We start from the raw sequence: 25,766 nt of genomic DNA on the forward strand, positions 1-25,766 counted from the left end.
CCTGGCTGTTCCGGTTCTGGCTGCTCTAATTCGACAATTGTAATCGAGCTTTCATCGAAAGCTAGTTGAAGCTCATGATCCATTCCATAGCTCATCGACATTTTAATATTTGTCGGAGTAGATAAACTATCAATCACAAACCTAATATTTCTTGAATTATCTTCCACATTGTCGCTAATAATTTCAACGTCTTGATAAGCTCCGTTTACTTGTGTTTGAAACTTATTAATAACATGCCTAGCTCCAAGCTTGAAAGAAACACTATGTTTACCATCCTTCACAACTAAAGTGGCAGGCTTTGAAAAATAGGCTGCCCATCCGCTCGGAGCAGGCTGACCATTGTAGATCACATCATAGTTGATTGTATATTCTCCATTTGGAAGAACCTCTGCAGCTTGTGCTTGATGTGGTGCAATATTCTGGATAATTCCTAAAGCAAAAATAAAAAGTGCGACGATTGCTTTAAAGGTTTTTTTCATTTTTATCCCCTTTTAACCGTAATTTTACGAATTAATACAGCACTAGACCCGATTAATAATGCCAACAGGATGTAAAGATTTGTTGTGTCACCAGTTTCAGGGTTGGGCACGGTGCCGTTTGCGCTATTACCGCCTTCACTATTTCCTGACACAGCTGCAGCATCATCTTTATCTTTACTTTTACTGTCGTTATTTGTTTGAGCGGTTTCAATCACCTTCATGCTTCCTTCATTAAATGAAAGTCTGATAGAATACCAATGATCATATGAAGCATCCGCAATGACGTGAATTTTTGCATTAACTGGACTCGAGATAGAGTCTACTGCAAATTGAACCGTTTCATTTTCCCCATTTTGAGAAACAGTTGTTACATTTTTCAAGCTTCCTGCTGACTCAACTTGGAACTCTTTAATCATTGAGCTTGTTGTTGTTAATTCCACCAGCGTTTGCCCATTCTTTACAGTCACCTTAGCAGGTTTAGCAAAATAGCCGTCTGCCATAGATGCCGAACCGCTATCAGGCTTGATGACGGAATATGGAACACTATAGCTTCCATCTGCCAGCTGCGCGGATGTATGTATAGTTGGCGCTAAAAAAAGAAATAAGCCAAATAGCATAGCTAAACATGAACGAAATGTTGTATTCTTATTCAACTCTTAAATTCCTCCTTCATAAATGATTATCATTCTCAATTATATTGAAATAAAAAAACTTATTATCATCCTATTAAATAAGCCTTCTCCATCTAATTGATTATCATTCTCAATATTATTCAAAAAAAATAATCCTCTTGCAATCCTCCTCTTTCAAAAATCATCTAGGTAAATAGGATGACACACCTTACGAATCCAATTGTAATTGATAATGATTATCATCGTCAATAGTTTTTCACACTTTCCCCACATTTTTTAAAATAAATTAAAATTTGCCAACACTTTACCTCTCTTATCCGTTATCTATATGAAGCTGATAAAATAAAGCATTATGTATCGAAAATGGGTGATTTCATTGCAAACCATGTATGAAGATTTAAAAGCTGATTTGCGGCGCTTTGCTCTCTCTATTGCCAGCCATCAGCAAGATGCACACGATTTAATCCAAGTAGCCTTGGAAAAAGCATTATTTGTCGAAGATATAGAAAGCTGGCCTCGCTATAAACAAAAAGCATGGTTTTATCGGGTAATGAAAAATCATCTTATCGACGAGCGCCGAAAACATCAACGTGAAATGGAATGGGATGAAATGATGGATTTAACTCTACCTTCAGGAACCATTAGTGCACTGGAAATGGTTGATTTATTAAAACGATTGCCGGAAATCCAAAGTGATATTGTCTTTAAAAAATATTGGGTTGGCCTAACGAGTAAGGAAATTGCCGAAAATCTCAACATTCCAGCTTCGACAGTCAGATATCATTTATCAAAAGCGATAAGTGCTTTAAGAAATTATCTTGAGGAGGAATAATTATGGGACAGCGTATTGGAAATATCGGATTATTAAACATAATGAACGCAACAGAAGAAAGTATTAAAAAGATTGACTATATAGAAAATGTAGGTACGCTAATGTATTCACCCAATAATGCACATTTATTAACAAGCTTGAGCATTGGAAATATTGGCGAATCGATTTCTGTAGAGAAGGACTATCAAGTAACAAATGGAATGATTTCATTGGATGCTGCATTTTTACAGGCTGTTAAAGAACCTCTCTCGATCCTTATTAATGGAGCTATTATCATCAACGAGGATGTTACAGCTGATTTACTGAAAACAGCTGAGATTCAAATCATTACCAATGGAGTCATCTATTCTCCACCGCATCTAAAAGGGGCTGTGCAGACGAAAATGAAAAAAACTTCAGGTACTATACTTACCTACGAAGGAAAAGAACCAAGACCTGAAATAGGGAAAGTAACGATTAATAACAGTTATCTTCAATCCCTTTCAGGAAATGAAAACATCATCGTCAACGGGGTACTCACTATGGATGAAATGCTTGATATGGATATGTTTGCTGAAAAACTAAACCGCATAGACGTCAACGGGGTTGTTGAACTTTACGAACATCAAAATGCCTACTTTACGAATAAAGGACTTGTTAACGGATCAAAAACAATCATTCCTAATGGGTATAAGCATATTAAATCAATGCGATCGCTTGACCGCCATTCTATTCGGCGTTTTAAAAGCCAATCTATTTTTACAAAAAAACCAATAGTACTCGAGAAAGATATTACGAGAGAGATGTATGCGAACGCCTTTCAATTTATCCATACAACGTCCTATATTGTATGTCATGAAGAAATTGAAGATTTAGTTTTTGAATCACTTCATAATTTTGAAAATGAAGTTTATATCTACCATGAAAACATGCGGTTTATTAACGAAGAGCAATGGGGAAAAATGGATTTCCAAATGTTAGATGATGGAACAACGCTGATTGTCGAAAAGGAATTAACGATTACGGCTGACCTTAGCATCGATGATTGCAAAAAAATCGATAGTATTATTCTGCTAGGAGAAATTCATGTGCCCAATTCCGAAGTAAAAGCTGTTTTACAAAAACATATAAAGGTTTTTAATGGTCTAATAATTGATGATTCACTTACAAATGAAACAGTAGAAATAAGAAATATTGGGGAGCTAACATTATAGAAAGGAGCAGTGTGATGGAGCATCCATACATGCTTGAAATTGCTAAACAAAAGGCTCAAGAGATGATTGATTCCGCTTCTTCTCCTAACTCGTATATTGAATTTCCATTTGAGCCCCATCGTCAGCCAAGGACAATTTGGGATGTGCCTGGATATAAAAAATTATTTTCATCATATAGTATTTCAATTATCGGACAATGGTTTGATATGGTTGCATTAATGGTAGTATTTGGTTATATTTGGGACGCGCATCCATTTATGCTCGCTTTAATTCCGGTAGCATATGGAGCACCCCAAGCCTTGCTGTCGCAATTCGCTGGCGTACTTGTTGACCGCATCAATAAAATCAGGCTGATGGCATTCGCTGATGCGGTTTCCGTACTATTAACTGTAAGCTTGTATTTTGCTGGTTCTCCATGGACTGCCTTAATTCTGCTTGCCATCCGAGCTTCAGTGAATGTTGTACATTACCCGGCACAAGCCAGTCTTATTCGCGAATTGATTCCTGACTCCATGCGGATCAAAGCGATTACATGGAATGGCGGAATCAACCAGGCGGCGAAGATTATCGCCCCTCTAGCCGGAGGTGCATTGCTCTCACTGTTTCCTGCTAAAAATCTATTATTGGTAACTGCGGCAGCATTCTTTATTTCAGCTTGCTTGTTGGTTTCACTGCAAAGGCAAATCCACTTAAAGAATAAAGCGCTTAATTTAACAGAAAATCAGCTTACCTTTATGCAGCAATGGCGGATTGGCTGGAAAAGTGTTGTCACGAACAGGATCTTAGCCATGACTGTCTCACTCTCATTATTAGGGATGATTGTTATTCAACTGGTGGATGCCCAATTCCCTGCTCTTTTCCGTGATATTGCGCCAAACAATCCAGAGTTTATGACTTGGATTATTTCAGCAATTGGCACAGGGTCAATTAGCTCTATGTATGTGCTCAATCGCTTAAAGGAATTTAAGCAATTGAGTTGGTGGCTATGCAGCTCACTCGTGCTAATTGGCATCGGATTCACCGGAATCGGTCTACTGCAGGCTGGCTTTGCAATCGGCCTCGCCATTCTATTAGGAGTATTGTGCGGTATTGGCTGCGGCATATCAATTATTATATCTAATTATGTGATTCAAACAGTCCCAGAAGCTGATCATGTCAGTACAATTGCAGGAATATTCCAAACTTTAATGAGTACTTCAGTATTTGTTTCCCCATTAATTGGCGCTGCAATAATTCAATTAACGAGTGTTCGTGCCGCATTTATCAGTTGTGGAACATTGCTGATTTTATTTGCGGCTGTACCGATTTTATTTAAAAAACGCCAACCGTCATTATTGAGGCAAAATTCTATTTAGAGCAATCACGGCACTTTTAAAAGTGCCGGATTTTATTTTGATATTTAAGCAGAACATTTTTTCAATTTTTCTATGTTAAACACTTTATCAACAACATGCCAGTCTAAACTGACCTCCACACCTTCAATATAACCATCAATAATCACCATCGTTTTATAAAAATAGGCTCATTCAATCCCCCACTCCCCTTTTAAATTGACCTTATTATAGTTTTCATTACTTAAAAAAGGGTAAATAAAAATTGAAGTTTCTAACAGGAGTGACTACGATGCTGAATAGGAGTGAAAAGCGCTTAATTATCCATGATTTGCTATATTTAAAAAATTTAAAATCAAGACTTCCATACGGGAGCAAGGAAAAAATTGATACACTGAATGAAGAAATCTCCTTCATCGAAAATATTATTCAATTGCACAATATGACACAGAAAGAGATTCAAGGATATATTTCATTTTTGCAATCCAATCAAAACAGAGAATATTATTATGAGTAAAAGATTTAGAAGTTTTTTTCGTCGTAGTCTTTATATTCATCACACTACAAAATATGATTATTTAATTCCTCAATTCGTTGAGGTTTTTTTTATTCATTAATATTTTCTAAATTCGTTAAATTTTCTAACAATTATATTGACAATCGTTAACATTATGATAATATTTAAAACATTGTATTGTATATAAAACTATCTTTCTTGAAGTTTTAATTAGGCAATACTTAAGCCATTTCTAAATGGTTACTTAGAAACGATAAAATAATATGATAAGGAGATTTCTACTATGAAAAAACTATTTTCCTTGCTTTCCGCATGCCTTTTATTTTTAGTCCTTTCTGCATGTGGAACAAACAGCTCTTCTGGTGCAAATAATGGAGAGGCAACACCGATTACATTTGCAGAACCTGCTAGAATCCTTTCATTTGCTCCGCTATATGTTGCTATTGAACAAGGCTATTTCGAAGAAGAGGGCATTGATGCCAAAATCGCATCCGGAGGCGGTGGCTCACAAGTAATCGCGACTGTTTTATCTGAAGATTCCCAATTCGCAATCAGCGCTCCCCGCGCTATGCTTTCTGCTATCGAAGCAGGAGAAGATTTGGTAGCTATCCAAGGGCTTAACTCTGCCTTAACCTACGAGGTTGCTTTTTCTAAAAAATTCATGGAAGAAAAGGAATTAACGAAAGATTCATCTTTAGAGGATAAAATGGCTGCTTTAAACGGTGCTACTATCGGCTCTAACCAAGTCGGGGATTCAGGAGATGTGTATCTGAGATACCTGATGGAAAAATATGGACAGGACCAAAAAACGCTAGAGACAGTAAAAATGGATGGAACTGGAGCTAAAGTCGGCGCGATGCAGGAAGGAATTATTGATGGCGGCATTGCCTCTGCCCCATTCTCTGCACAGGTAGAAGCGGAAAATGGCGGACTATTAGCCTTTAGACTAAGCGATGAGGATATGTATGCTGAACTTGCATGGGAAATCGTTTTTGCTAAGCGTGATTATATTGAAGAAAACCCGGAATTGGCTGCTAAAGTGGTGAAAGCTTTAGGTAAAGGAATTGAATTTACGAGAGAAAACCCTAAAGAGGCTGGTTCTGCAATCGTTTCTTATTTTGAAGGAGTAGATGAAGAAATACTGCAAGCTTCATTAAAAGGATTAAAGCCCACTTATGTCGGTTACGGTGAAATGACACAAGCCGCTTGGGACAATGCCCAAGATCCTTTAGTGGATTTAAGTGACATCTCAGGAGTTCCAACTAAACATGATACAACAGAGGATGTTCTTTGGACAAACAGCTTTATTAAAGAGGCTTTCTCTAAATAATTCATAAGGAAAGGATGATTCTTATGGCATCTGCTGCAGCCAGCAACCCAAAATTACAAAGCCAATTTTTAGACGTTACCTATGTAAACAATAAAACAGGCAGCGAAGTGATTGCACTAAAAAATATTAATCTCACAATTGAAGAAGGGGAATTTATTTGTATTGTAGGTCCATCAGGTTGTGGTAAAACTACTTTTTTAAATACGATCATCGGATTTATAAAACCGAGTAATGGATCAATTCTTTTAGATAACAAAAAAATTGAGGGGCCTGGGCGCGATCGTTCAATGGTTTTCCAATCACCCAGCCTGCTGCCTTGGAGGAATGTGAAGGATAACGTCATGTATGGGGTAGAACTGCAAAAAAGAGTCACATCCGAAACAAAAAAAATCGCATTAGAATATATTGAAATGGTTGGTCTTAAAGGGTTTGAAAATCATTTTCCTCATGAATTATCAGGAGGGATGCAGCAGCGTGTTAATTTAGCACGGGCATTAACTGTCGACCCCTCACTTTTACTATTAGATGAACCATTTTCTGCACTTGATGCTCAAACTCGTGAATTCATGCAACAGGAACTATTGCGCATTTGGAGTGAAACTAAAAAAACAAGTATTTTTATTACTCACCAAATAGATGAAGCTGTCTTTTTAGCTGATAGAGTCTTTGTGTTCGGTGCCCGCCCTGGACATTTAGTAGATGATATCAAAATACAATTAAACCGTCCTCGTGCGTTAAAAATTAAAAGAGAACCTCAATTTTTAAAATATGTTGATCATATTTGGGGGTTAATTGAACATGAATCATCTAAGCAAGGATTTGAGGTGGAGTAGAGAATGAAAAAAGACGAAACGATAACCCTCGGTAAATTTAAACAAACAAAGAAGAAAATCTCTAATTCACAGAGAAATTTTATGATAAGTACCTTTTCAGTCATCGCCTTTTTAATTTTATGGGAAGTCTGCTCATATTATAAACTAGTGAACCCTTTATTTATCAGCTCGCCCTTAAAGATTGTCGAGGCAGCGGGAGCATTATTTGTAGATTCGGCGTATTTGAATCATATTGGCGTAAGCACCTATGAGTTTGCGATAGGATTTCTTTTCGCACTCATAATCGGCATACCGATTGGCATTTTTGCTGGCTGGAATCAGATTTTTAACGCTATTATTAACCCGTTCGTATCTGCATTGTATGTAACACCAAAGGTAGCATTGCTTCCTATTATTATCATTGCTTTTGGCATAGGAATCACTTCAAAAATTGTCGTTGTGTTTTTAATGGCGTTTTTTCCTATCGTCATGAGTGCCCAAAAGGCAATGAGCACGCTTGATCAAAATTTAATTAAGGCTGCACGAAGCTTTACTGCATCGGAGTTTCAAATTTTCAGGACCATTGCCCTCCCTTCAACAGTCCCTTTTTTGCTTAATGGAATCCGAATTGGATTAGGACAAGGATTAATAGCCATTGTTGTAGGCGAAATGTACGCATCAACAGCTGGAATTGGCTATCACTTAACACATGCCGGACAAAACTTAAAAACAGCTGAAATGTTTGTCGGTGTTGCAGTCATCGCTATATCTGGTGTTATTCTTACAGGAATGATTGGGTTAATCGAGAAAAAGTTCTCTTCTTGGAAGCCTGAATGAGTGAAGATTAATGGGCGATCTTTCTAACAGTTACTTCTTAAAATAAATGAGCTGCCATTTAGACAGCTCATTTATTTTTCAAGCCCATGAACAATCATTTATATATCCTGAGCTATGCACGTAAGGTTCTCCGCGGTATAGGCGACCTCTTGAAAACTTTTTCCTAATATGTTAATCACTTCTACAATATCAGTAATCTCATTTTTAATTTTATTATTTTGCAGCATCGTATCTTCCATTGTTTTGACGATTTGTTCAAAATGACCCTCAGTTGACTTCATATAAATATGGCCATTTTCCACATCTTCACTTACCTTCTCCAATGATTTAGTCAGCTTATCTATTTGATCATTCGTATTAACAATAAGAGAGGACACATTTTCTACTGACTTTTTCGTTTGATCGGATAATTTGCGGACCTCACCTGCTACGACAGAAAAGCCTCTGCCAGCTTCACCCGCTCTTGCCGCTTCAATTGCAGCATTTAATGAAAGCAGATTCGTCTGATTAGATATATCTGTTACAATCTCAGTAATATCTTGCATTTGCCCTAACACTTCCAATAGCCCTTCTATATCCGTTTTAATATCTTTTACTGAATATTGAATATCAGACATAACTAACACTTGCTTATGAATATGGCTTTTTCCGTCCTCTGCATTCTCTTTAGCATGCATTGAATAATCCGTGCCTTTTTCTGCATGGATAACTACCTCATTAGACTGTGCAATTAACTCCTGAAAGGATGCATTCGTTTCTTCAGAAATAGCTGCTAGATTTTCAGTCTCTGCCGCAACTGCACTGCGAACCATGCTTTTTTGACTTTCAATCTGCGATTTTAGCCGTTCATTTTCAGCATCATAGGCTTCCAAAACTAATTGCTGTTCTAGATTCAAGATTTTTGTAACTGCTTTTATTGTCTGAAAATCTGTTTTTTTATCTATCGGCAGCTCTTCAATGATTTCCAATAAAGATAGCTGCAAGTCTTGAAATGCACACATATACCATTTCGTTTGCAGTCCGATTTTCAAATGAATATGAGCGATTTTTAATCGCTTTTCAAAATAATCGTCATTGACAACTCCGTCAAACATTTCAATAATATGTTGCTTAAGCGTCTTTTTTAACTTGTCTATAGAACTATGACGATTGATTATTTCCAGCAAGGAAGCTTCATAGTGCAGGTTTTCATAAAACCTCTCAACGACATCATCTATTTTCGCCATTACGTATGGCTGCAATGCTTTTATATATTGTAAATCTTCTATTGTAAGATGAATCATTTTTAATTGCCGTTCCACATCTATCCGTGTAGATAGAATAATTTCTCCGTCGTTCTTATCTATTTTTAACCCTATCGCTTGTTCTTTCTGCTTTGCGAAAAACATAAAAATTCCCCCGATAACAATTATATATAGGTCGATTATACTATATAAAAACATGAAAACAGCAAAAATTTGTGAAGATAAGGTGAGAGAAATTACCTATTTCTTCTTATTGGGAGAATTTGTTGTTATGGCTAAGCAATCCTTCTTACCAAACATTATTTTCAAAAATACCGCTAACTATAAAAATTATTTAAAACGCTGATCTATCTCAACACGAAAATATTCATTAACTAAGTCAGTGTATTTCTCATATATAGGACGTATTGTACCAATATCACTTGCGATGATTTCACACCCTCTATCATCATAAATGTAAAAAATAACATTGTTCGTGAGATTGATAAAGAATACATCTGGATGATATAGACGATAAGGATTATGCAATCTTGGTTTCAACACTGGAAAATCTTGGTTACAAATAGCTTTAATAAGTAACGGATAACGAATATCCTGTTTGCAACATTGTAACGAAAATTGGGAGGTACAATAGTCCTCCGTATTTTCTTCATCATCAAACATATAAGGAAGCATTTCTTGTTTTAAACGAAACCGAACATCTTTATTTTGTATATAATGACGATAGACCATCATTTTCTTTTTGCTTTTTCTTACAAAATCCTTGTTTTGATAGACATTTGTTACTAAAAGAATTTTATCTTCTGCTGAGAAAAGATCATTAAAAAGTGAGATGGCCTGGGTATATACTCTGTTAAAATAATCAGGATTTAGCTCTGTTTCATTTTTGAATTGATATAGGTCTCTAGCTAAGTCAAAATGAATACTTATATTCGATTGATAATAAAGACTAGGCTTCAATACAAGTCCAGGGAAAGTAGTATTTATATATTCTTGTAATTCCATTCGTTTGTCTCCAATCTATCATCCCATTTTGCCTATACGCTAAAAGCGAATAGCCTAACGCAAGTCAGCTCATAATTTCCTGCTTTTTTCACCTGATTTAATAATAATATTTATGAAAGTTGAACTACCACTTTCAACATGGTTCTCTATATTGGATACATCTATATCTGTGGCTATTTTCACGGTTTTTCTCTCATTTCCTTTTAAGTTTACAACATAAGGGGCATGATTGTTCATGAGCGAAACCATTTGCACATCATCTTCGAAAGAATATTTTTCATAGAATTCAATGTTGAATTGGACATCCTCTCTACTGTGATTTTCAAACAAAAGCTCACATTCACCACTTAATGTTGATTCATCGTTCATATCAAAATGACAGCTGCTCTCATCACGCTCATAAGAAACTGCATAAATACCTGATGCAATTGTTTTCTGAAACGAACTTGCGATAATTGATGGTGCAAAAAGTGCTAGAATGATAGCAATCAAAACAACACGGACATGAAATTTATTCACGGATTTGCTAAGGAAAAATATAGCTGAAATCAATAATGCTAAAGAAGCCATACCGACATAATACCATCCATTAACAGATTGAACAGGAATATTCAATACCGATGCAACTGTCTCACCATAAGGATTTTCGTGTGGAAAAGGGAAGTTTAATGCAATAGCTGCAATGAAAAGAATAAGTGCTAGATAGTACAGTTTTTTATTTTTTATCATATCAATCACCTCCATTACTAAATATCATGCAAAATATTCGCCTAATTTATTGATTCTATGGTAAATGAAATTTTTACCTATCCGCAAGATCATTTTACTAAAATACTCATTTAATCTAAAGTTTTCCATAAAAAGGAGGCCTATCTTTTATAGATATGCCTACTACAGTTAATTATTTTATTTCATGTGAAGATATATAACAACTACAGGATCAATACATCTTAGGCGGTTCCTCTAACCAACCTTTTGACATCATTAGTTTTGCACCTTTTAATAAAAATTCATATGTATCCTTGCCAAGCACTGCTGTTTTCGTCAATACATCATTCCTCAGAATAAAACTTTCGCTGAAACCTTGGGCACCTAGACTAAATCCTCCTAGTAAAAATGCACAATGTATCATCATTTTTTCAGAAAAAGGAGCTTCTGTTGAATTTGTAACCGTACCACCTGGTGTAGCCGGTGGTTTTATATTACTTTCAAGTAACAAATCCTCCGTAGACCTAACAATTTCTTTCGATAATTCTTGCCCTATTGTGAAATATTTCCTTACTTCCTCGTCTTTAGAGCATTGAGAAAAACCCTTCATTAATTGCATGCCAGTTATATTAGTCTCAATAGTATGGTACAGTATTCCAAATTCAACAGTATTTATATCTCTTTTATGGCCAAATATATTTGTTCCTTTCATATATGATTTATTATGGATATAATCAACTGTTTTAGGCATAAGAGTGTAGTTTGGACGAGAAAGGTAATCGTTTTCTATAAGATACGTTGTGAAATAATCATAATATTCTTGAGTTATATTTGTTAGTTTCCTATATAACTGGATAATATCTCTACGGTAAGCTGTAGTCATATGCAACACATAACTGCCCATACTAATTTCTTTTAGCACCCTGCAAAGCATAATATCAAAACCATTTTCATATAACTGCGGAGCATCTAAATGAACATCTTCTTTAGTAAATCCGTTTGGGATTACTGCTCCTTCTTCTGCAAACATTTGTATGATTTCGGTAACCATTTGTTGAAGTTTATCTCGCAAATCAGACATTAAATCCCTAGCTTCCTGATCAACCGATTTTTCAATAAAATAATCCAGTACACGAATAATCATAGTTTTACTCTGAAATGTCATCCATAGAGCACCAAGTTCAGCTGCACTCATTTTTTCTTTATCTAACATTGAAATTTTCCTCCTCTAAATTCTCTAGTTATAAATTTCCACAAAAATTTTTTTCTATGCAAAAACTTAGTATGGTGTTTTTATAAATAGTTTTAAAATACAAAAATTTCAGTTATTAATTGAAATGGTCAAAAGTTACAGGTTTCAAACGGATTGAGGATATTAAAAAACAATCTTTAAGTATAAAGGACTGCAGTAGCTGAAGTGAAATTCAAAATCATCACAACAGAATTATGAGGTGGGTCAAAATTTTGATAATTTAGCCGAATTAACGAGGGAATTTTATCGCTAAATCCACTGATTTAATAGGATACGAATTCACTTTCAAAGACCGATTGATTATAAGCATAGACACCATAAAAAATTGTCTCTTTTAGAATAAACATACGAGGATAAAATAATAGATATAAATTTAATATTATTCTTCTCCACATAAACTCCAGATAACTTATTTATAATATTCTAAGGGGTGAAATAATGAGGAAATATAAAATTCTTGTTATAGAAGATGATCAAGAGATTCAGGAATTAATTAAGCAGTTTTTACTGACACAGCATTACACTGTTGAGGTGGCGTCAGATGGATTAGACGGAATGAAACTTTTTAATAAACAATCATTTGACTTAATTCTATTAGATGTTATGATGCCTAACCTTAATGGGTTTGAAGTCGCTAAAATGATTCGTGCACAATCGAAGTTACCTATTATCATTCTAACCGCTTTAGAGGAAGAACAGGATCAAATGAAAGCTTTTGACCTAGGTATTGATGATTATATTACCAAGCCTTTTTCTTTTCATGTTTTGATTAGACGTGTTGAGGCAGTATTGAGACGAACTTGTGAATCAAGTACTTCTAATCACTTAATATTCAAAGAAATACATATGAATTGTGATGCATATAAGGTCTATATAAATCATGTCGAAATACCTGTAACAACAAAAGAATTCGAGTTGCTACAACTGCTGCTTAAAAACGTAAAAAAAGTGCTTACAAGAGAAAATATTATTGAATTAGTTTGGGGATATGATTATTGCGGAGAAACACGAATTATCGATACACATATTAAAAACCTACGTAAAAAGTTAGATATACCTTACATAAAAACAGTAAAGGGAATTGGGTACAAGATAGATGATTAATGTTTTAAAGCGCATTAAGATGAAGAAAATTACCTTAAAACTCTTTTTGATTACATCTACAATTTTATTAGGATTTGCTTTCATTATTTATTTATCGTTATACTTCTTTCTTCCTACGTTTTATAATCAATATAAAACCAATCAAATTCAAACTGGGATAGAAGAATTAATTAACGATTCAAGGGATCTGAATCTCCGTAATGCAATACCACTTATTGATGACTTTGCAAGAAAAAATAATGCAATGATTTATCTACAAAATGGTGAGGGTTATATTATTTATTCTCCCTTGTTATCATTTTTTGAAGGTAGCAGCACAACACCTCCAAATGTAAAACTTGATAAAACAACGCCTTTTGGCGATTCAAATCATCCTGTCAATTCATATGAGGTTACAACGCCAATTCAATTTCAAGATGTTACGCTAGATTTGATAGTTTCTGTAAACTTCCCGCCAATTGATGAAGCTTCAGAAGTATTAATCCTTTTCCTTCCTTATATTAGTATCATTGTAATCATTATTGGTGTAGGTAGTGCCTATTTGTATTCAAGATTTATTACAAGACCTCTTATTTACATTAATCAAGGCGCTCAAAAAATGGCGGATCTCGATTTTTCTGAAAAAATCGAAGTTCATTCGAATGATGAATTAGAAGAGTTATCCAATAGTTTAAATAATTTATCATTTAATCTTCAACAATCTATGCTTGATTTAAAAAAAGTGAATCAAGCTTTAAAAACTGATATTGAGAAAGAAAGAGAATTAGAAAAAAAGCGTAGAGATTTCTTTGTAATCGTTGCACATGAATTAAAAACCCCATTAACAGTAATGAAGGGGCATATAGAAGGAATGTTGTATCGTATCGGACCATATAAAGACCGGGATGCTTACTTACAAAAAAACTTTCAAACCATTCGGGAAATGGAGCAATTGGTTCGAGAGATTTTAAGCATGTCCAAATTAGAACAACATACATTTAAATTACGAATAGATGAAGTTAATCTGGCAGAGTTAATTAATTCCGTCACAAATAGTCTCAACTTTTTTGCTTCTGAAAAAAATATTCAAATTATTAAACAAATTGAGTCTCCTATTTTTGTAAATACGGATCGTGTCCTTTTAGAAAAAGCCCTTAAAAACATTATTCATAATGCGATTATGTATACTCCTCAAAACCAAAATGTGTGTATCACTTTAAGTCACAGCTATAATCAAAATAATGTTCATATTCGGGTGATGAATACAGGGGTAGAAATCAAAGAAGAAGATCTCAAACATTTATTCGAACCATTTTATCGCATTGAAAAATCAAGAAATAGAAATACTGGGGGCAGCGGTTTAGGATTATATATTGTGAAGCAAATTTTCAATACTCTCTCTATTAGATATTCGCTGAAAAACACTGAGAAGGGAGTAGAATTTATGTTTATAATACCTCTAACTAAAAAGTGAGCTTTGTGATTTACTTTTTTGAACCTTTAAAAATAGAGTACTCCGAGGATTACCTCAAGAAAATATTCAGCCTGTAGTCAATTTTGACTACAGGCTGAATTTAATTACATAATTTATCTTTACTCATGCATAATTAAATGCTCCATCCTACTTGATGATCTGTATATTCTATTTAATCTATATCGTTAGAGGATAGAAATTTTTTGCATTGGATGCAATCGATTGTATTTATGTTGCAAAATTGAATTTTCTTAAACTCAATGGGTGTAATATTTGAGGAAAAATTAAGTTTATACCCACAATAAGCATGATTCCAGTCTTTTACTATATGTCTAATTGTGTTTTTTCTATTCAATACTGTTGGAAAATACATATTACATTCCTCATTTCGTTTATATTTTATAAATTATTAAAGAGGCTTAGCCTGCCCCTCCACTTTTCCGCCTTCATGATCTCCATCTTGATTAGGAGGAAGTATTTCTTCCGGAACACCTTCGAGATTTCCATTATCCGGAAAATGCACACCAGGAATATCTTTCAATAAGTCTTGCTGTTCGTCTGGTTCTTTTTGATTTAGACCAGTATTGTATCCTATGATCACGCCTAATAATAACAATGCTGTCAATAAGATAACGGAAATTACTATTTTAATAAACATCTTCTCATCCTTTTTATTGTTCTGATTTGTTCTCTAATTATCTATGCATAGCACCGTTTCCCTTGGTAGAATCTATTATTATTTCCTATTTAACTGTTTGATTACTAACTTTCTTTTCTCAAGATAAATCGCTTTATCTGACTGTCTAGCCACAGCCTCTGAGTGAGTGACAACAATAATACACTTATTCTCTTCATGAGCAAGTTCTCTAAATAGCTCTATAATTTCATTAGAAGTTTCTTGATCTAGATTTCCAGTAGGTTCATCTGCAATTAATAAATCTACATTACAAGATAATGCTCTAGCAATGGCTACGCGTTGCTGCTGACCACCACTAAGTTGCAGTACCTTTCTTTTTGATTCTTCTTCTGTCAATCCTACCTTTTCTAATAACTCAAGCGCTCGCCCTTTTTTATCTTTTACATCCACACATGTAATTTCCATAGCTGTGACAACATTTTGAAGAGCAGTCATATACGTAATGAGATTATATGATTGAAAAATGATTGAGACATTTTGGTTTCGATAGTTATCAAGCCCTATCTTCTTTATATCGTTTCCTTTGAATACTACCTTTCCTCCACTTGGTCTATCTAATCCACTAGCTAAACTAAGAGCTGTCGTTTTTCCCGATCCCGATGGTCCTAAAATCGTATAAAAATGACCTGATTGAAAAGCAAAATTTACATTATCAAGTATCGTTATTTTTTTATTATTACTTTTATAGTAGTAATTAAGGTTTTCAAACTGTAAAACTGTTTCCATTTCCATCCCCCTACTCATCTTTTAATAAGATTTCTTTTGGATTTAACCTTAGAATCGATAATGCTGGAATAATTGTCGATAAGATTGCGATTAAAAATCCTACTATACCTAATTGCATCATATCCTGAAATGTGACCTTTACATCAATATTGTCAATAGGCTCTACATCTTTGCCTTGATCAGGATCCTCTCCAAAAAACATCATGGTGTTACCTCCGTTACTTTGCTCGTGTTGCTGTTCTTCATAAGCAGTAATTTCTTTCTCTAATAAACTATCTCCCATTTTTTGAGCTACAGCTTCACCTGTAAAGATAGAGAGGCTAAATGCTAAAATAGCGATACATACCACTTCTACTAACAGTTGTCCAATTAATTTCCCTTTTTTCTCTCCAATTGATAAAAGTATCCCTAATTCTTTCCGGCGCTCTTTTATCGTTAACATAATGATAAGACCTAAGATAATTGAACCAGTAATGGAAACTAAATAAATGATCCATTTTGAAGTAGTAGCCATGTTCTCGATTGGGCCAATCATTTTTTTGTATAATGTATCATGGGCATCCATTTTAAATAGCTCAAAATCAATATCTGTTTTCTTTCCTTCTTCTTTAAATGCTTCGATATTTTCTGGATCGTTTAAGTAATAAATTGCTTTATCAATGCCTGTAGCCTGTTTATCTTTACTTGCAGTGATCTCCTTAACTGATTCATAGGGCACATAAATTTTGTTTGCTGGATGAAACATTGGCGGTGCTACATCATTTTGACTAGACATATCTGATGTTTCATATATTCCTATTACTTCTAATTTTAATGTTGAAGAGCCCTCTGCATTTTGAATTTTTATCTCATCACCGATTGCTATATCATTATGTTCTGCCAATTGTTTTTCAATTAAGGCGACTTTTTTACCTTTGTCCTCATCTGTTATAGGGTCTCCCTCAACTACTTTCTCGATTCCTTCAGCAAATTCTTTCATTAATTCAGAGCTTTTCACACCGCTAACGGCTAAGTCTGGCATTTGCATTTCGCCTTGGCCACCGCCTATGGCCCCGCCAACCGCGCCTTCATTTTGTTCAGCATTTATGGGATTGAAGCCATCCGCAACTCCGTTTTCCTCTTTTATATAGTTGTAGTTTTTAACATAGTCAGATTTAGCTAACTTATCTGCTTCCTCCGTTAAAAGTTCAGGGAATTGTACGGGTTCACCTGGATTTTCCTCTCGCTGTTGCAGCGCGTATTCTTGCATTATTTCATAATTGAAACCTACAGTTACATCGACTCCCAACTTCTTTCTAACAAGATCATTTGCTGTTTCTGTGACATTTTGCATGGCGAATCCTGCTAATACTAGATTAGTAATCACTATAAAGACGCCAAATAAGATAAGCGATTTAACTTTTCTTGCCTTTACACTTAAAAATGCGCGTTTAATAAAATTCAATTTTAAAAACCTCCTTTGATGAAACAAATATATATTGTCAATCTGTAGTTTATATGGAGGTTGTTAGGAGTTTAGCTGGAGGTTGTTTTTGAAAAAAGGATAATAATATATAAAATCACATGAAAAAAAACGGAACATTTAGGATTGTATACGACATTCTGAATCATATAAAATTGATAACCTCCCATTATGCAGTCCGAGCTATGTTGAATACATGAACTTCCATCTTTAACTAGCTGTGCAATGACTTTTACATCATTTTAATTGGAGAGTTATCGTCTATCTCCTTACTATGCTGACACAAATGTCATTCTAGCGATGACGGAATCCGTTTTCCACGAGTCTGTTAGTCTGTATATCCGATCAATAAATGTTCTGAATCCTTCTTGCATATTATTAAAAAAGAAAGTGGTTCCAAGTTCCATTCCTCGATAATTTTGTGCTGTAGCTACATGATGCAATTAAAGCAAATTTTACATTCAATAAACACGACAGGTTAATTAAAGAGGATATAAATATAAATTATCGAATGTCTTTATATTAAATCCTAAAAAAGGGGGAGGATTTATGATTGAAGAAGGTGATTAATGGCGTATCTTTGTAGAGAATGTAAAGAGAACAGCAATTTAAGTACCCACTTTCAGGGTAATAGAAAGGGAGAAAATCTCATGAATAAATTAGTAAATGAAAATCTGGATGAAGCGAGAAATATACTGGTAAAGGAAATTGCTTCATTAAGTTATGTTCAATTTAATAATAAACCTGAAATGAATAAGTGGAGTATTGCTCAAGTTTGTCATCACTTAATCTTAGTGGAAGAGGCAACGATAAAGGCTATTTTATGGGGATTAAAAAAAAGTGAAAGTACACAAAAAGATCGTAAGGAAGTTAAGCAAGTATTATTGGATAGAACGAAGAAGATTAAAGCTCCAAAAATCGTTGAACCAGATGAAAAACCATTTGAAGTTCAGCAAATAATTAAGTTGTTAAACGCTTCGAGAGAAAGACTGCTAACTTTCCTTAATACTATTGAAGATAACTCCATATTGGCGAATAAATCAATGGAGCATCCTGCTTTGGGTGAATTACCTCTTGATCAATGGGTTGAACAAATTTATTTACATGAAGAGCGACACATAGAGCAAATAAAAGAGATAAAACTGCATATAGCAAACTTAGGTTAATAAACTGATTCTTGTTTTAGAAATAGGAATCAAAATACCCATAAGGGATTTTCTAACATAATTTCAGTTGTAGAATCCCCTATTGCTGAATTTAAAGAGCGCTCTCAATCTATAGAGCGCTTTGAATGATAATCTATCAATAGTATTCACTTTAATCCATCAAGCTTAACGTTTTTCCTTAATATGTAATTAAAACCTCAATTACTATTCATCCAATTCAAAGAAGTTCCAGTTAGACCTGGACTTAAAACTACTGAATATATGAAAGAAAAATCAGTTGAGCTTTTTAAAAAATCCTTGCAAGGTATGTAGTAATATGTGGTCAATGTATACATACCTTGCTTAAAATGACTGTTATTTCAAAGTTAATTCCGTAACAGCTTCCACGTGTGCAGTTTGCGGGAACATGTCTACCGGCTGGATGCTGTTTACTTTGTACTTTTTATCAAGAATGGCAATATCTTTTGCCAATGTTGATGGATTGCATGAAACATATACAATTTTTTCAGGCTGAACTTTTAAGATTGTTTGCAGCAATTGCTGATCTAGCCCGGTTCTTGGAGGGTCAACAACAATTACATCAGGCTTCCATCCTTCTTTGACCCATTTTGGCATCCATTCCTCTGCTTTGCCAGTTACATATTGCGCATGGGTAACGCCGTGTTTTTTTGCATTCTTTTTCGCATCTTGAATGGATTCTTTAATGATATCCATTCCACGAATTTCACGGGCGCCATCTGCTAGCCATAAACCGATTGTGCCTACACCGCAATAGGCATCGACTACTTTTTCTTTTCCTGTAAGTGCGGCTGCTTTTTTCACTTCATTATATAGCTTGACTGTTTGTTCAGGGTTCAATTGAAAGAAAGTGCGTGCAGATAGTTCAAATTCTATGTCCCCAAGCATTTCCTGTATGAACGCTTCTCCATCAAGATGCAGGCTTTCCTCACCAAAAATAAGTGACGTTTTTTGGCCGTTCACATTTTGAATGATTGATTTGACTGCCGGCAGGCGCTTTTTAATTTCTTCAATTATAAGGCTTTTTTTCGGCAAATCGCGTTTACTTGTAATCAAGACAATTTGCAGCTCGCCTGTTTGCACCCCTACTCTTGTTACGATTGTTCTCACAATTCCTTTTCTAGTCTTTTCATTATAAATTGGAATGTGTAAGTCCTGCAGTATCGATTTTACAGTTGTTGTTGCCTTAATCGTATGAGGCTGTTGAACTGTACAGTCTTCAATATCAATTAAATGATGGGTGTTCATGCTATATAGCCCCGCAATTACTTTGCCACCCTTTACACCAAGCTGGAATTGGCTTTTATTGCGATAACGCCATGGATCGTCCATTCCGATTGTCTCTTTTATATTCAGCTTTTCAAGGTTTAATTTCGTGTGCCTTTCAAGAGCTTGCTTTATAATATCGCGCTTCTCTGCAAGCTGGCGATCATAGCGAAGGTGCTGAAGCTGGCAGCCACCGCATTCGCCAAATAACGGACATGGCGCTTGTACACGATAGGGAGATTTTTTACGGATTTTCTTGATTTTTGCTTCTGAAAATTTTGGATTTACTTTTGTTGCTTCAGCGACGACTTCCTCTCCTGGCAGCGCCCCAGGAACGAAGACCACTTGCTTTTTAAAGTATCCGACACCCTCTCCATTAATTCCTAGACGTTTAATCGTTAACGGGAAGGTTTGCTTTAATTTTAATTTAGCCGTTTGTTCTTTATTCATTTGCTGTTTCATTGGGATTTATCACTCCAAATTTATTCAATGCTTCTCCATAAATATAGGGAAGCATAGCTAAGATAAGGGTGCCAGTCCTTTGCATAGTCTTCCATTTCGGCATATGTCGGCTTAGCTTCTAATTGATAATGTTTTTTTAATGCATTTTGAATACCTATATCTGCTAAAGGATAGAGATTTGGTCTGCCGAGGCCAAACATAAGAAAGTTCTGGACAGTCCATGGTCCGACTCCTCGCAATTTGATTAGTTTATCATGAATATCTGCATCAGACATATTTTTTAATTTTTCAAAGTCTAATTGTCCGTCCATAACTGCTGTCGCCACACCGATGGCATATTCTGCTTTTCTGCCGCTGAATTGAAGCTCCCGCAATTCCTCTACCTTTATCTGTGCCAGTTTTTCCGGCTGAGGGTAAAACCATGCTCCATCTTGCTGAAATCCGAAAGTTTTCACAAATCTCTCCGTTAACGTATGAGCAAATTTTAGATTCAATTGCTGATGCACAATACACTTTAACAAACAGCTGTATGGATCAAAGTCTAATACAAGCGGTGTGCCGTAATGTGCAGTAAATAGCTCCTTTAAATCAGTTTGCTGAAAATGATTATAAATACCATCTAAAGGGAGGTGCCATTTAAACAGCTCCTTTAGCCGGTCTAGGGCTTGCTCCTTCAGGGAATGTTCTATTCCTGATATTTCAAATGCGGGATGATCTGTTGTGCCGATGGCAGTTACTTCGGCTACAATCGGCTCATTCTTTATCATCATCGGGACTTTCACTGCCCGTTTCTGCAAATCGACATGATGGAGCGGATCCATTTTTAAGCGGTCCAATACGAGATCAAAGTTATATGGCCCTTGTATATTTATTGTTTCCACAACGATTTCCGTCCTTTATTGTTTTCCTCGTATTATAGCATTTTTCATAAAAAAAACCGACCTTCTCATGATGATCGGTTTTGAGTGTTTTCTTAATATAGCATAGGCTCATGTATTGCTTGGCTCCACATTAAGTCATCCAATGTTTTAAAGGTGTACCCACGTTTTTTCAAATCTTTGATTGCTTTTTCTAGCGCATCTGCATTGTCTTTAGAAACAGTATGCAACAGCAAAATACTTCCCGGGTGTATTTGCTTCATTATATTGTCATAAGAATATTGCCAGCCCCGCTGCTGATCCGTTTTCCAATCAACATAAGCTAGCGACCAGAAAATATGGGCATAGCCTTCTTCCTTAGCTAGCGCCAGTGTTCTTTCACTAAAGATTCCTCGAGGCGGACGCAAATATGGCATTTCCTTAATACCTGTGAGCTTTTCAGTTTGCACCCGAACCTTTTCCAGTTCATTCGTAAACTTTTCTCTGCTGACAGTCGTCATGTCAGGATGGGTCCATGAATGATTTCCTATCGTATGCCCCTCTGCAGCCATCCTTTTTACAAGATCAGGTGCTGTATTTAAATAATGTCCAGTAATGAAAAAGGCTGCTGGTACTTGTTCTTTTTTTAGAACATCTAAAATTTGCCCTGTATACCCGTTTTCATAACCATTATCGAATGTAAGATATATATCTTTTTTATGTGAACTCCCCTTATATACTGCTCCATGTCTTTCTAAAAGCACATCTAGCTGCTTGCCCGCTTCTGCAGGCACTTCATTTTCAGCTTTTTTGATTCCCCAATGGACCGGTGAATTCCCGTACTCAGCATGAGCAGGAGTACAAACAATAAATAACGCGAAAAATAATAAAATTATTTTTTTCATGAGGTAATCCTCCTGTTTTTCTTATTGTTTGTACTATGGGAAAAAATCATGCGATGATAAAAGTTTCCATTTTAAAAGGGAGGCACCCAGTTGGCCTCCCTTTTGTTCAATCATTAAAATACGCGTTCTTTAAATTGAGCCAGCTTTTCTAGAGATGATTTATCAACATCTTTATGGAGGCTGTTTCCATGAGAATCCATTGTTACTACTGCTGTAAAGCCTTCGACTTTAAGATGCCACATTGCTTCAGGAATTCCAAAGTTCATTAAGTCGACACCTTCAACAGCTTTAATGCAGTCTGCGTAGTATTGAGCGGCACCGCCAATAGCATTTAAGTAAACTCCGCCATGCTCTTCAAGGGCTTTAAGTGTTTTCGGCCCCATTCCGCCTTTACCAATCACTGCACGAATACCGAATTTTTTCATAATATCGCCTTGATAAGGTTCTTCTCGAATGCTTGTTGTCGGACCGGCTGCCTTCACATGCCACTGACCTTCATCATCTTGCATCATAACTGGGCCGCAATGGTATATTACCTGGCCGTTAAGGTCAACTGGCGCATCATTTTCCATTAAGTGATGATGGATTGCATCACGGCCAGTGTACATTCTGCCGTTGATTTGTACAACATCGCCAACTTTCAGCTCACGGATTTGTTCTTCTGTAATTGGCGCTTGCAGCGTTACTACTTTTGATTCTTCAACTGTCTCTGCAGCTGCTGCTGACTCTTTTTCAGCTTCAGATGCAAAGTCGATTTTTTCTCCTTCTTGGTACATCCATTCGCTGATTTCACCCGTTTCAGGGTGAACAGCTACGCCTAGACGGCGATAAGCCCAGCAATTGTATGCAACAGAAACGAAGAAGCTTGCAGGAATACGGTTCATTACGCCAACTTTACAGCCTAGAAGAGTTGTTTCGCCGCCAAAGCCCATTGTACCGATTCCTAGTTCATTCGCATGCTCCATGACGTATTCTTCAAGCTTGCGTAAATCTTCGTTAGGGTTAACGTCCTCAACTGAACGGAAAAGCTGTTCTTTCGCAAGGTCGTATCCAGATGAGCGGTCTCCTCCGATGCCTACACCAATAAAACCGGCGCTGCAGCCTTGCCCTTGTGCCTGATAGACAGAATGCATGATGCATTTGCGGATGCCATCAAGGTCACGTCCTGCTCTTCCTAAGCCTTCTAGCTCAGTTGGCAAGCTGTATTGAATGTTTTTATTTTCACATCCGCCGCCTTTTAGAATAAGACGGACATCTATATAATCTTTTTCCCATTGATCGAATTTAATGACAGGTGTGCCTCCGCCTAAGTTGTCGCCGCTGTTGGCGCCTGTTAGTGAATCAACAGAGTTTGGACGAAGTTTCCCATTTTTTGTAGCTAGAGCAATCGCATGTTTAATCGCTTCTTTTATTTGAAGCTGATTTACACCAACTGGCGTTTTGATTTTAAAAGTCGGCAATCCTGTATCCTGACAAATCGGTGATACATTTTCATCCGCCATTGAAATATTATTTGTGATTGTTGCCAAGCTCATTGCAGATCGAGTGCCTGCACTTTCCTTTGCCTTAGCTGCCTTAATTGCACGACGTACGTCCTTCGGCAAATTCGTCGAAGTTTCTACAATCAAGTCATACATACTCGCTTGTAATTTCTCCATATTCATCTCTTTAATATTCCCCTTTCCCTTTGCTACCATCAAAAACAAACCCTTATGTGAAAATTAGAATTATTATCGTATATCATTATAACCCTATCCTCCAACGATGGAAAGACAAAGCTTTGCTCATGCAGGAGCATCACCTTTAAACAAAATAATGTCGAAACCTGTCGGTGACAGGCACCGACAGGTTTCGACATTAACTTTAATTTATCATTTTTTAATCGCGGTTTTTGAATTCGCGCACTTTGGATTCAAGGTCGTCAATCATTTCTATTAGACGGTCAATATCCTCTAATTCAGTGTTTTCTGGTTCTATTGCGTCAAGCACATCCATAAACATATTTAAACGTTGCTTTAGGAAAACAACTTGGTTGTCTTTATTTTGTATAGGATTACCCAAATCATTCGCTCCTTTCATTACAAATAACATCCTACCCGAAAATCTAAAAGGATGCAATCAGCATTTCCGCTGCCATTGTCGAAATTTGTAGGTGACAGGTACCGAAGTTTATGGTTGACAGATTGCGCAGTTAGATGAATAATGACTACAGATTTGTTTTTAAGGAGTTTTTGTATGATTTCTCAAACTTTGCCGATTTCACCTGCTTATGATCCATGGGAAGCTTATATGGATATGGATGAATTCGGAAAATTAACTTTATCAAATATAGAATTTACAACCACTGTATTGTGTAATATGCGTTGTGAACATTGTGCTGTGGGCTATACCCTTCAGCCTAAAGATCCAAATGGGCTTCCTGTTGATTTATTATTGAGGCGGCTAGAGGAAATTCCTCATCTTCGCTCTTTATCAATTACAGGTGGAGAGCCGATGCTTTCAAAAAAATCTGTAGAAAATTACGTTATCCCGCTTTTTAAGTTTGCCCATGAAAGAGGAATACGCACACAGATCAACTCAAACTTAACCCTCGATCGCGGTAAATACGATAGTATTATTCCCTATTTAGATGTATTACATATCTCACATAACTGGGGAACAGAGGAAGATTTTATTGAAGGCGGCTTCGCGATGATGGAGCGAAAGCCAACTGTACAGCAGCGGCAGGTGTTATTCAATAGAATGATTGAAAACAGCCGCGAGCTCGTACAAGCAGGTGTAATGGTATCAGCTGAGACCATGCTCAATAAGCGGACGCTCCCACACCTTGAACACATTCATAAACAAATAACAGAAGAAATGCTTTGTCAAAGACATGAAGTGCACCCAATGTATCCGTCAGATTTCGCTTCTTCCCTTAAAACCTTATCATTAGAAGAAATGCGGAAGGCCATTCATCATCTACTTGATATTCGCAAAGAAGAAACATGGATGCTTTTCGGTACATTGCCATTTTATCCGTGCAGCGCTACAAAAGATGACCTTGAGCTCTTACAGAGACTGTATTCTTCCAAAAATGTGACAGTTAGGAACGACCCTGATGGACGTTCAAGACTTAACGTTAACATTTTCACAGGAGATGTTATCGTGACTGACTTTGGCGACACACCGCCGCTTGGCAATATCCAAACGGATAAGCTCCCAGATGTATTTAATACATGGATGGACACAAAGCTTGCCAAATCTTTAAACTGCCATTGTTCAGAAGTACGCTGCCTTGGACCAAATGTATTAGTTAAAGACAGCTATTATAAAAATATTGACTTTCAGTCAAGAGAGGCAAATGTTTCAGCCGTAATAAAATAATTATTTTCCATGATGCCCTGCTTAATATTAAGCCAGGGCATTTTTTTGTTACACAAATAATCCTCACAACTAAAAAACACCGCCGGGATATAAATCACCGGCGGCATTATAT

The 25,766-nt window shown here is 36.0% G+C and carries 25 protein-coding genes; 11 read left to right on the plus strand and 14 right to left on the minus strand.

All coding sequences use genetic code 11. The features are described from left to right. Both CWS20_RS05765 and isdC read right to left on the minus strand, forming a co-directional pair. The coding region (locus tag CWS20_RS05765) for an NEAT domain-containing protein (protein ID WP_193816193.1) at positions 1–479 on the minus strand (479 nt) is incomplete at its 3' end. A gap of 2 nt (positions 480–481) precedes the next feature. Further along, a complete protein-coding gene (gene isdC, locus CWS20_RS05770) occupies positions 482–1,132 on the minus strand; it encodes a heme uptake protein IsdC (protein ID WP_066195335.1) in 651 nt (216 codons plus the stop codon). Between the two features lie 331 nt (positions 1,133–1,463). On the opposite strand from isdC, the gene CWS20_RS05775 reads away from it, so the two are divergent. The 7 genes from CWS20_RS05775 to CWS20_RS05805 all read left to right on the plus strand — a co-directional run bounded on the left by CWS20_RS05775 (position 1,464) and on the right by CWS20_RS05805 (position 7,963). Continuing rightward, positions 1,464–1,943 carry an RNA polymerase sigma factor gene (locus CWS20_RS05775; protein WP_162840974.1) on the plus strand — a complete coding sequence of 160 codons (480 nt, stop codon included), beginning with the start codon at positions 1,464–1,466 and terminating at the stop codon, positions 1,941–1,943. Positions 1,944–1,945: 2 nt separating this feature from the next. Continuing rightward, entirely contained in the window at positions 1,946–3,136 is a 1,191-nt protein-coding gene (locus CWS20_RS05780) for a hypothetical protein (RefSeq protein ID WP_066195332.1), read from the plus strand. A gap of 14 nt (positions 3,137–3,150) precedes the next feature. Beyond that, the gene (locus CWS20_RS05785) at positions 3,151–4,491 is read left to right on the plus strand and encodes an MFS transporter (protein ID WP_066195329.1); all 1,341 of its coding nucleotides are present in this window, start codon (positions 3,151–3,153) and stop codon (positions 4,489–4,491) included. A gap of 268 nt (positions 4,492–4,759) precedes the next feature. Continuing rightward, a complete protein-coding gene (locus CWS20_RS05790; RefSeq protein ID WP_066195327.1) occupies positions 4,760–4,984 on the plus strand; it encodes a hypothetical protein in 225 nt (74 codons plus the stop codon). 283 nt (positions 4,985–5,267) lie between these two features. Beyond that, complete coding sequence (locus CWS20_RS05795; protein WP_066195324.1) at positions 5,268–6,314, plus strand: ABC transporter substrate-binding protein; 1,047 nt, start codon at positions 5,268–5,270, stop codon at positions 6,312–6,314. Between the two features lie 23 nt (positions 6,315–6,337). Continuing rightward, the gene (locus tag CWS20_RS05800) at positions 6,338–7,147 is read left to right on the plus strand and encodes an ABC transporter ATP-binding protein (RefSeq protein WP_066195321.1); all 810 of its coding nucleotides are present in this window, start codon (positions 6,338–6,340) and stop codon (positions 7,145–7,147) included. Positions 7,148–7,150: 3 nt separating this feature from the next. Continuing rightward, on the plus strand, positions 7,151–7,963 hold the full coding sequence (locus tag CWS20_RS05805; RefSeq protein WP_066195318.1) for an ABC transporter permease: 813 nt from the start codon (positions 7,151–7,153) through the stop codon (positions 7,961–7,963). 98 nt (positions 7,964–8,061) lie between these two features. Here the strand turns inward: CWS20_RS05805 and CWS20_RS05810 are convergent, their stop codons facing one another. The 4 genes from CWS20_RS05810 to CWS20_RS05825 all read right to left on the minus strand — a co-directional run bounded on the left by CWS20_RS05810 (position 8,062) and on the right by CWS20_RS05825 (position 12,133). Beyond that, positions 8,062–9,351, minus strand: a complete 1,290-nt coding sequence (locus tag CWS20_RS05810) for a globin-coupled sensor protein (protein ID WP_066195314.1) — start codon at positions 9,349–9,351, stop codon at positions 8,062–8,064. Between the two features lie 186 nt (positions 9,352–9,537). Next, positions 9,538–10,212, minus strand: coding sequence for a DUF3885 domain-containing protein (locus tag CWS20_RS05815; RefSeq protein ID WP_066195311.1), 675 nt, complete (start codon positions 10,210–10,212; stop codon positions 9,538–9,540). A gap of 69 nt (positions 10,213–10,281) precedes the next feature. Beyond that, the gene (locus CWS20_RS05820; RefSeq protein WP_066195308.1) at positions 10,282–10,941 is read right to left on the minus strand and encodes a hypothetical protein; all 660 of its coding nucleotides are present in this window, start codon (positions 10,939–10,941) and stop codon (positions 10,282–10,284) included. A 211-nt stretch (positions 10,942–11,152) separates the two neighbouring features. Next, positions 11,153–12,133 (minus strand): DUF3231 family protein, encoded by a 981-nt coding sequence (locus tag CWS20_RS05825; RefSeq protein ID WP_066195307.1) that lies wholly within the window; start codon positions 12,131–12,133, stop codon positions 11,153–11,155. 477 nt (positions 12,134–12,610) lie between these two features. Here CWS20_RS05825 and CWS20_RS05830 point away from each other — a divergent pair, with 477 nt between their 5' ends. Further along, positions 12,611–13,276, plus strand: a complete 666-nt coding sequence (locus CWS20_RS05830; RefSeq protein WP_066195306.1) for a response regulator transcription factor — start codon at positions 12,611–12,613, stop codon at positions 13,274–13,276. Continuing rightward, a complete protein-coding gene (locus CWS20_RS05835; protein WP_066195304.1) occupies positions 13,269–14,729 on the plus strand; it encodes a sensor histidine kinase in 1,461 nt (486 codons plus the stop codon). Before CWS20_RS05830 ends, CWS20_RS05835 begins: the two co-directional genes overlap by 8 nt. A 409-nt stretch (positions 14,730–15,138) precedes the next feature. On the opposite strand, the gene CWS20_RS05840 is transcribed toward CWS20_RS05835, so the two are convergent. From CWS20_RS05840 to CWS20_RS05850, 3 genes are all read right to left on the minus strand, one after another. Then, positions 15,139–15,387 carry a hypothetical protein gene (locus CWS20_RS05840; protein ID WP_066195301.1) on the minus strand — a complete coding sequence of 83 codons (249 nt, stop codon included), beginning with the start codon at positions 15,385–15,387 and terminating at the stop codon, positions 15,139–15,141. Positions 15,388–15,465: 78 nt separating this feature from the next. Continuing rightward, positions 15,466–16,152 carry an ABC transporter ATP-binding protein gene (locus CWS20_RS05845; protein ID WP_066195298.1) on the minus strand — a complete coding sequence of 229 codons (687 nt, stop codon included), beginning with the start codon at positions 16,150–16,152 and terminating at the stop codon, positions 15,466–15,468. Positions 16,153–16,162: 10 nt separating this feature from the next. Beyond that, positions 16,163–17,596 carry an ABC transporter permease gene (locus CWS20_RS05850; protein WP_066195295.1) on the minus strand — a complete coding sequence of 478 codons (1,434 nt, stop codon included), beginning with the start codon at positions 17,594–17,596 and terminating at the stop codon, positions 16,163–16,165. Positions 17,597–18,264: 668 nt separating this feature from the next. On the opposite strand from CWS20_RS05850, the gene CWS20_RS05855 reads away from it, so the two are divergent. Next, positions 18,265–18,780, plus strand: coding sequence for a DinB family protein (locus CWS20_RS05855; protein WP_066195292.1), 516 nt, complete (start codon positions 18,265–18,267; stop codon positions 18,778–18,780). Positions 18,781–19,134: 354 nt separating this feature from the next. On the opposite strand, the gene rlmD is transcribed toward CWS20_RS05855, so the two are convergent. From rlmD to CWS20_RS05880, 5 genes are all read right to left on the minus strand, one after another. Continuing rightward, positions 19,135–20,514: a 23S rRNA (uracil(1939)-C(5))-methyltransferase RlmD gene (gene rlmD / locus CWS20_RS05860; protein ID WP_066201442.1), complete on the minus strand. Its 1,380-nt coding sequence runs from the start codon at positions 20,512–20,514 to the stop codon at positions 19,135–19,137. A gap of 32 nt (positions 20,515–20,546) precedes the next feature. Continuing rightward, on the minus strand, positions 20,547–21,347 hold the full coding sequence (locus CWS20_RS05865; protein WP_241198820.1) for a DNA-3-methyladenine glycosylase family protein: 801 nt from the start codon (positions 21,345–21,347) through the stop codon (positions 20,547–20,549). Positions 21,348–21,499: 152 nt separating this feature from the next. Continuing rightward, entirely contained in the window at positions 21,500–22,288 is a 789-nt protein-coding gene (gene pdaA / locus CWS20_RS05870; RefSeq protein WP_066195287.1) for a delta-lactam-biosynthetic de-N-acetylase, read from the minus strand. 113 nt (positions 22,289–22,401) lie between these two features. Beyond that, positions 22,402–23,952, minus strand: a complete 1,551-nt coding sequence (locus CWS20_RS05875; RefSeq protein WP_066201438.1) for a fumarate hydratase — start codon at positions 23,950–23,952, stop codon at positions 22,402–22,404. A gap of 214 nt (positions 23,953–24,166) precedes the next feature. Further along, on the minus strand, positions 24,167–24,349 hold the full coding sequence (locus tag CWS20_RS05880; protein WP_066201435.1) for an SE1561 family protein: 183 nt from the start codon (positions 24,347–24,349) through the stop codon (positions 24,167–24,169). 174 nt (positions 24,350–24,523) lie between these two features. Here CWS20_RS05880 and yfkAB point away from each other — a divergent pair, with 174 nt between their 5' ends. Then, complete coding sequence (gene yfkAB / locus CWS20_RS05885) at positions 24,524–25,654, plus strand: radical SAM/CxCxxxxC motif protein YfkAB (protein ID WP_066195285.1); 1,131 nt, start codon at positions 24,524–24,526, stop codon at positions 25,652–25,654. The last annotated feature ends 112 nt before the right edge of the window (positions 25,655–25,766 follow it).

Origin of the sequence: Cytobacillus horneckiae (assembly GCF_002835735.1) — a bacterium.
Lineage (GTDB): Bacteria > Bacillota > Bacilli > Bacillales > Cytobacillaceae > Cytobacillus > Cytobacillus horneckiae.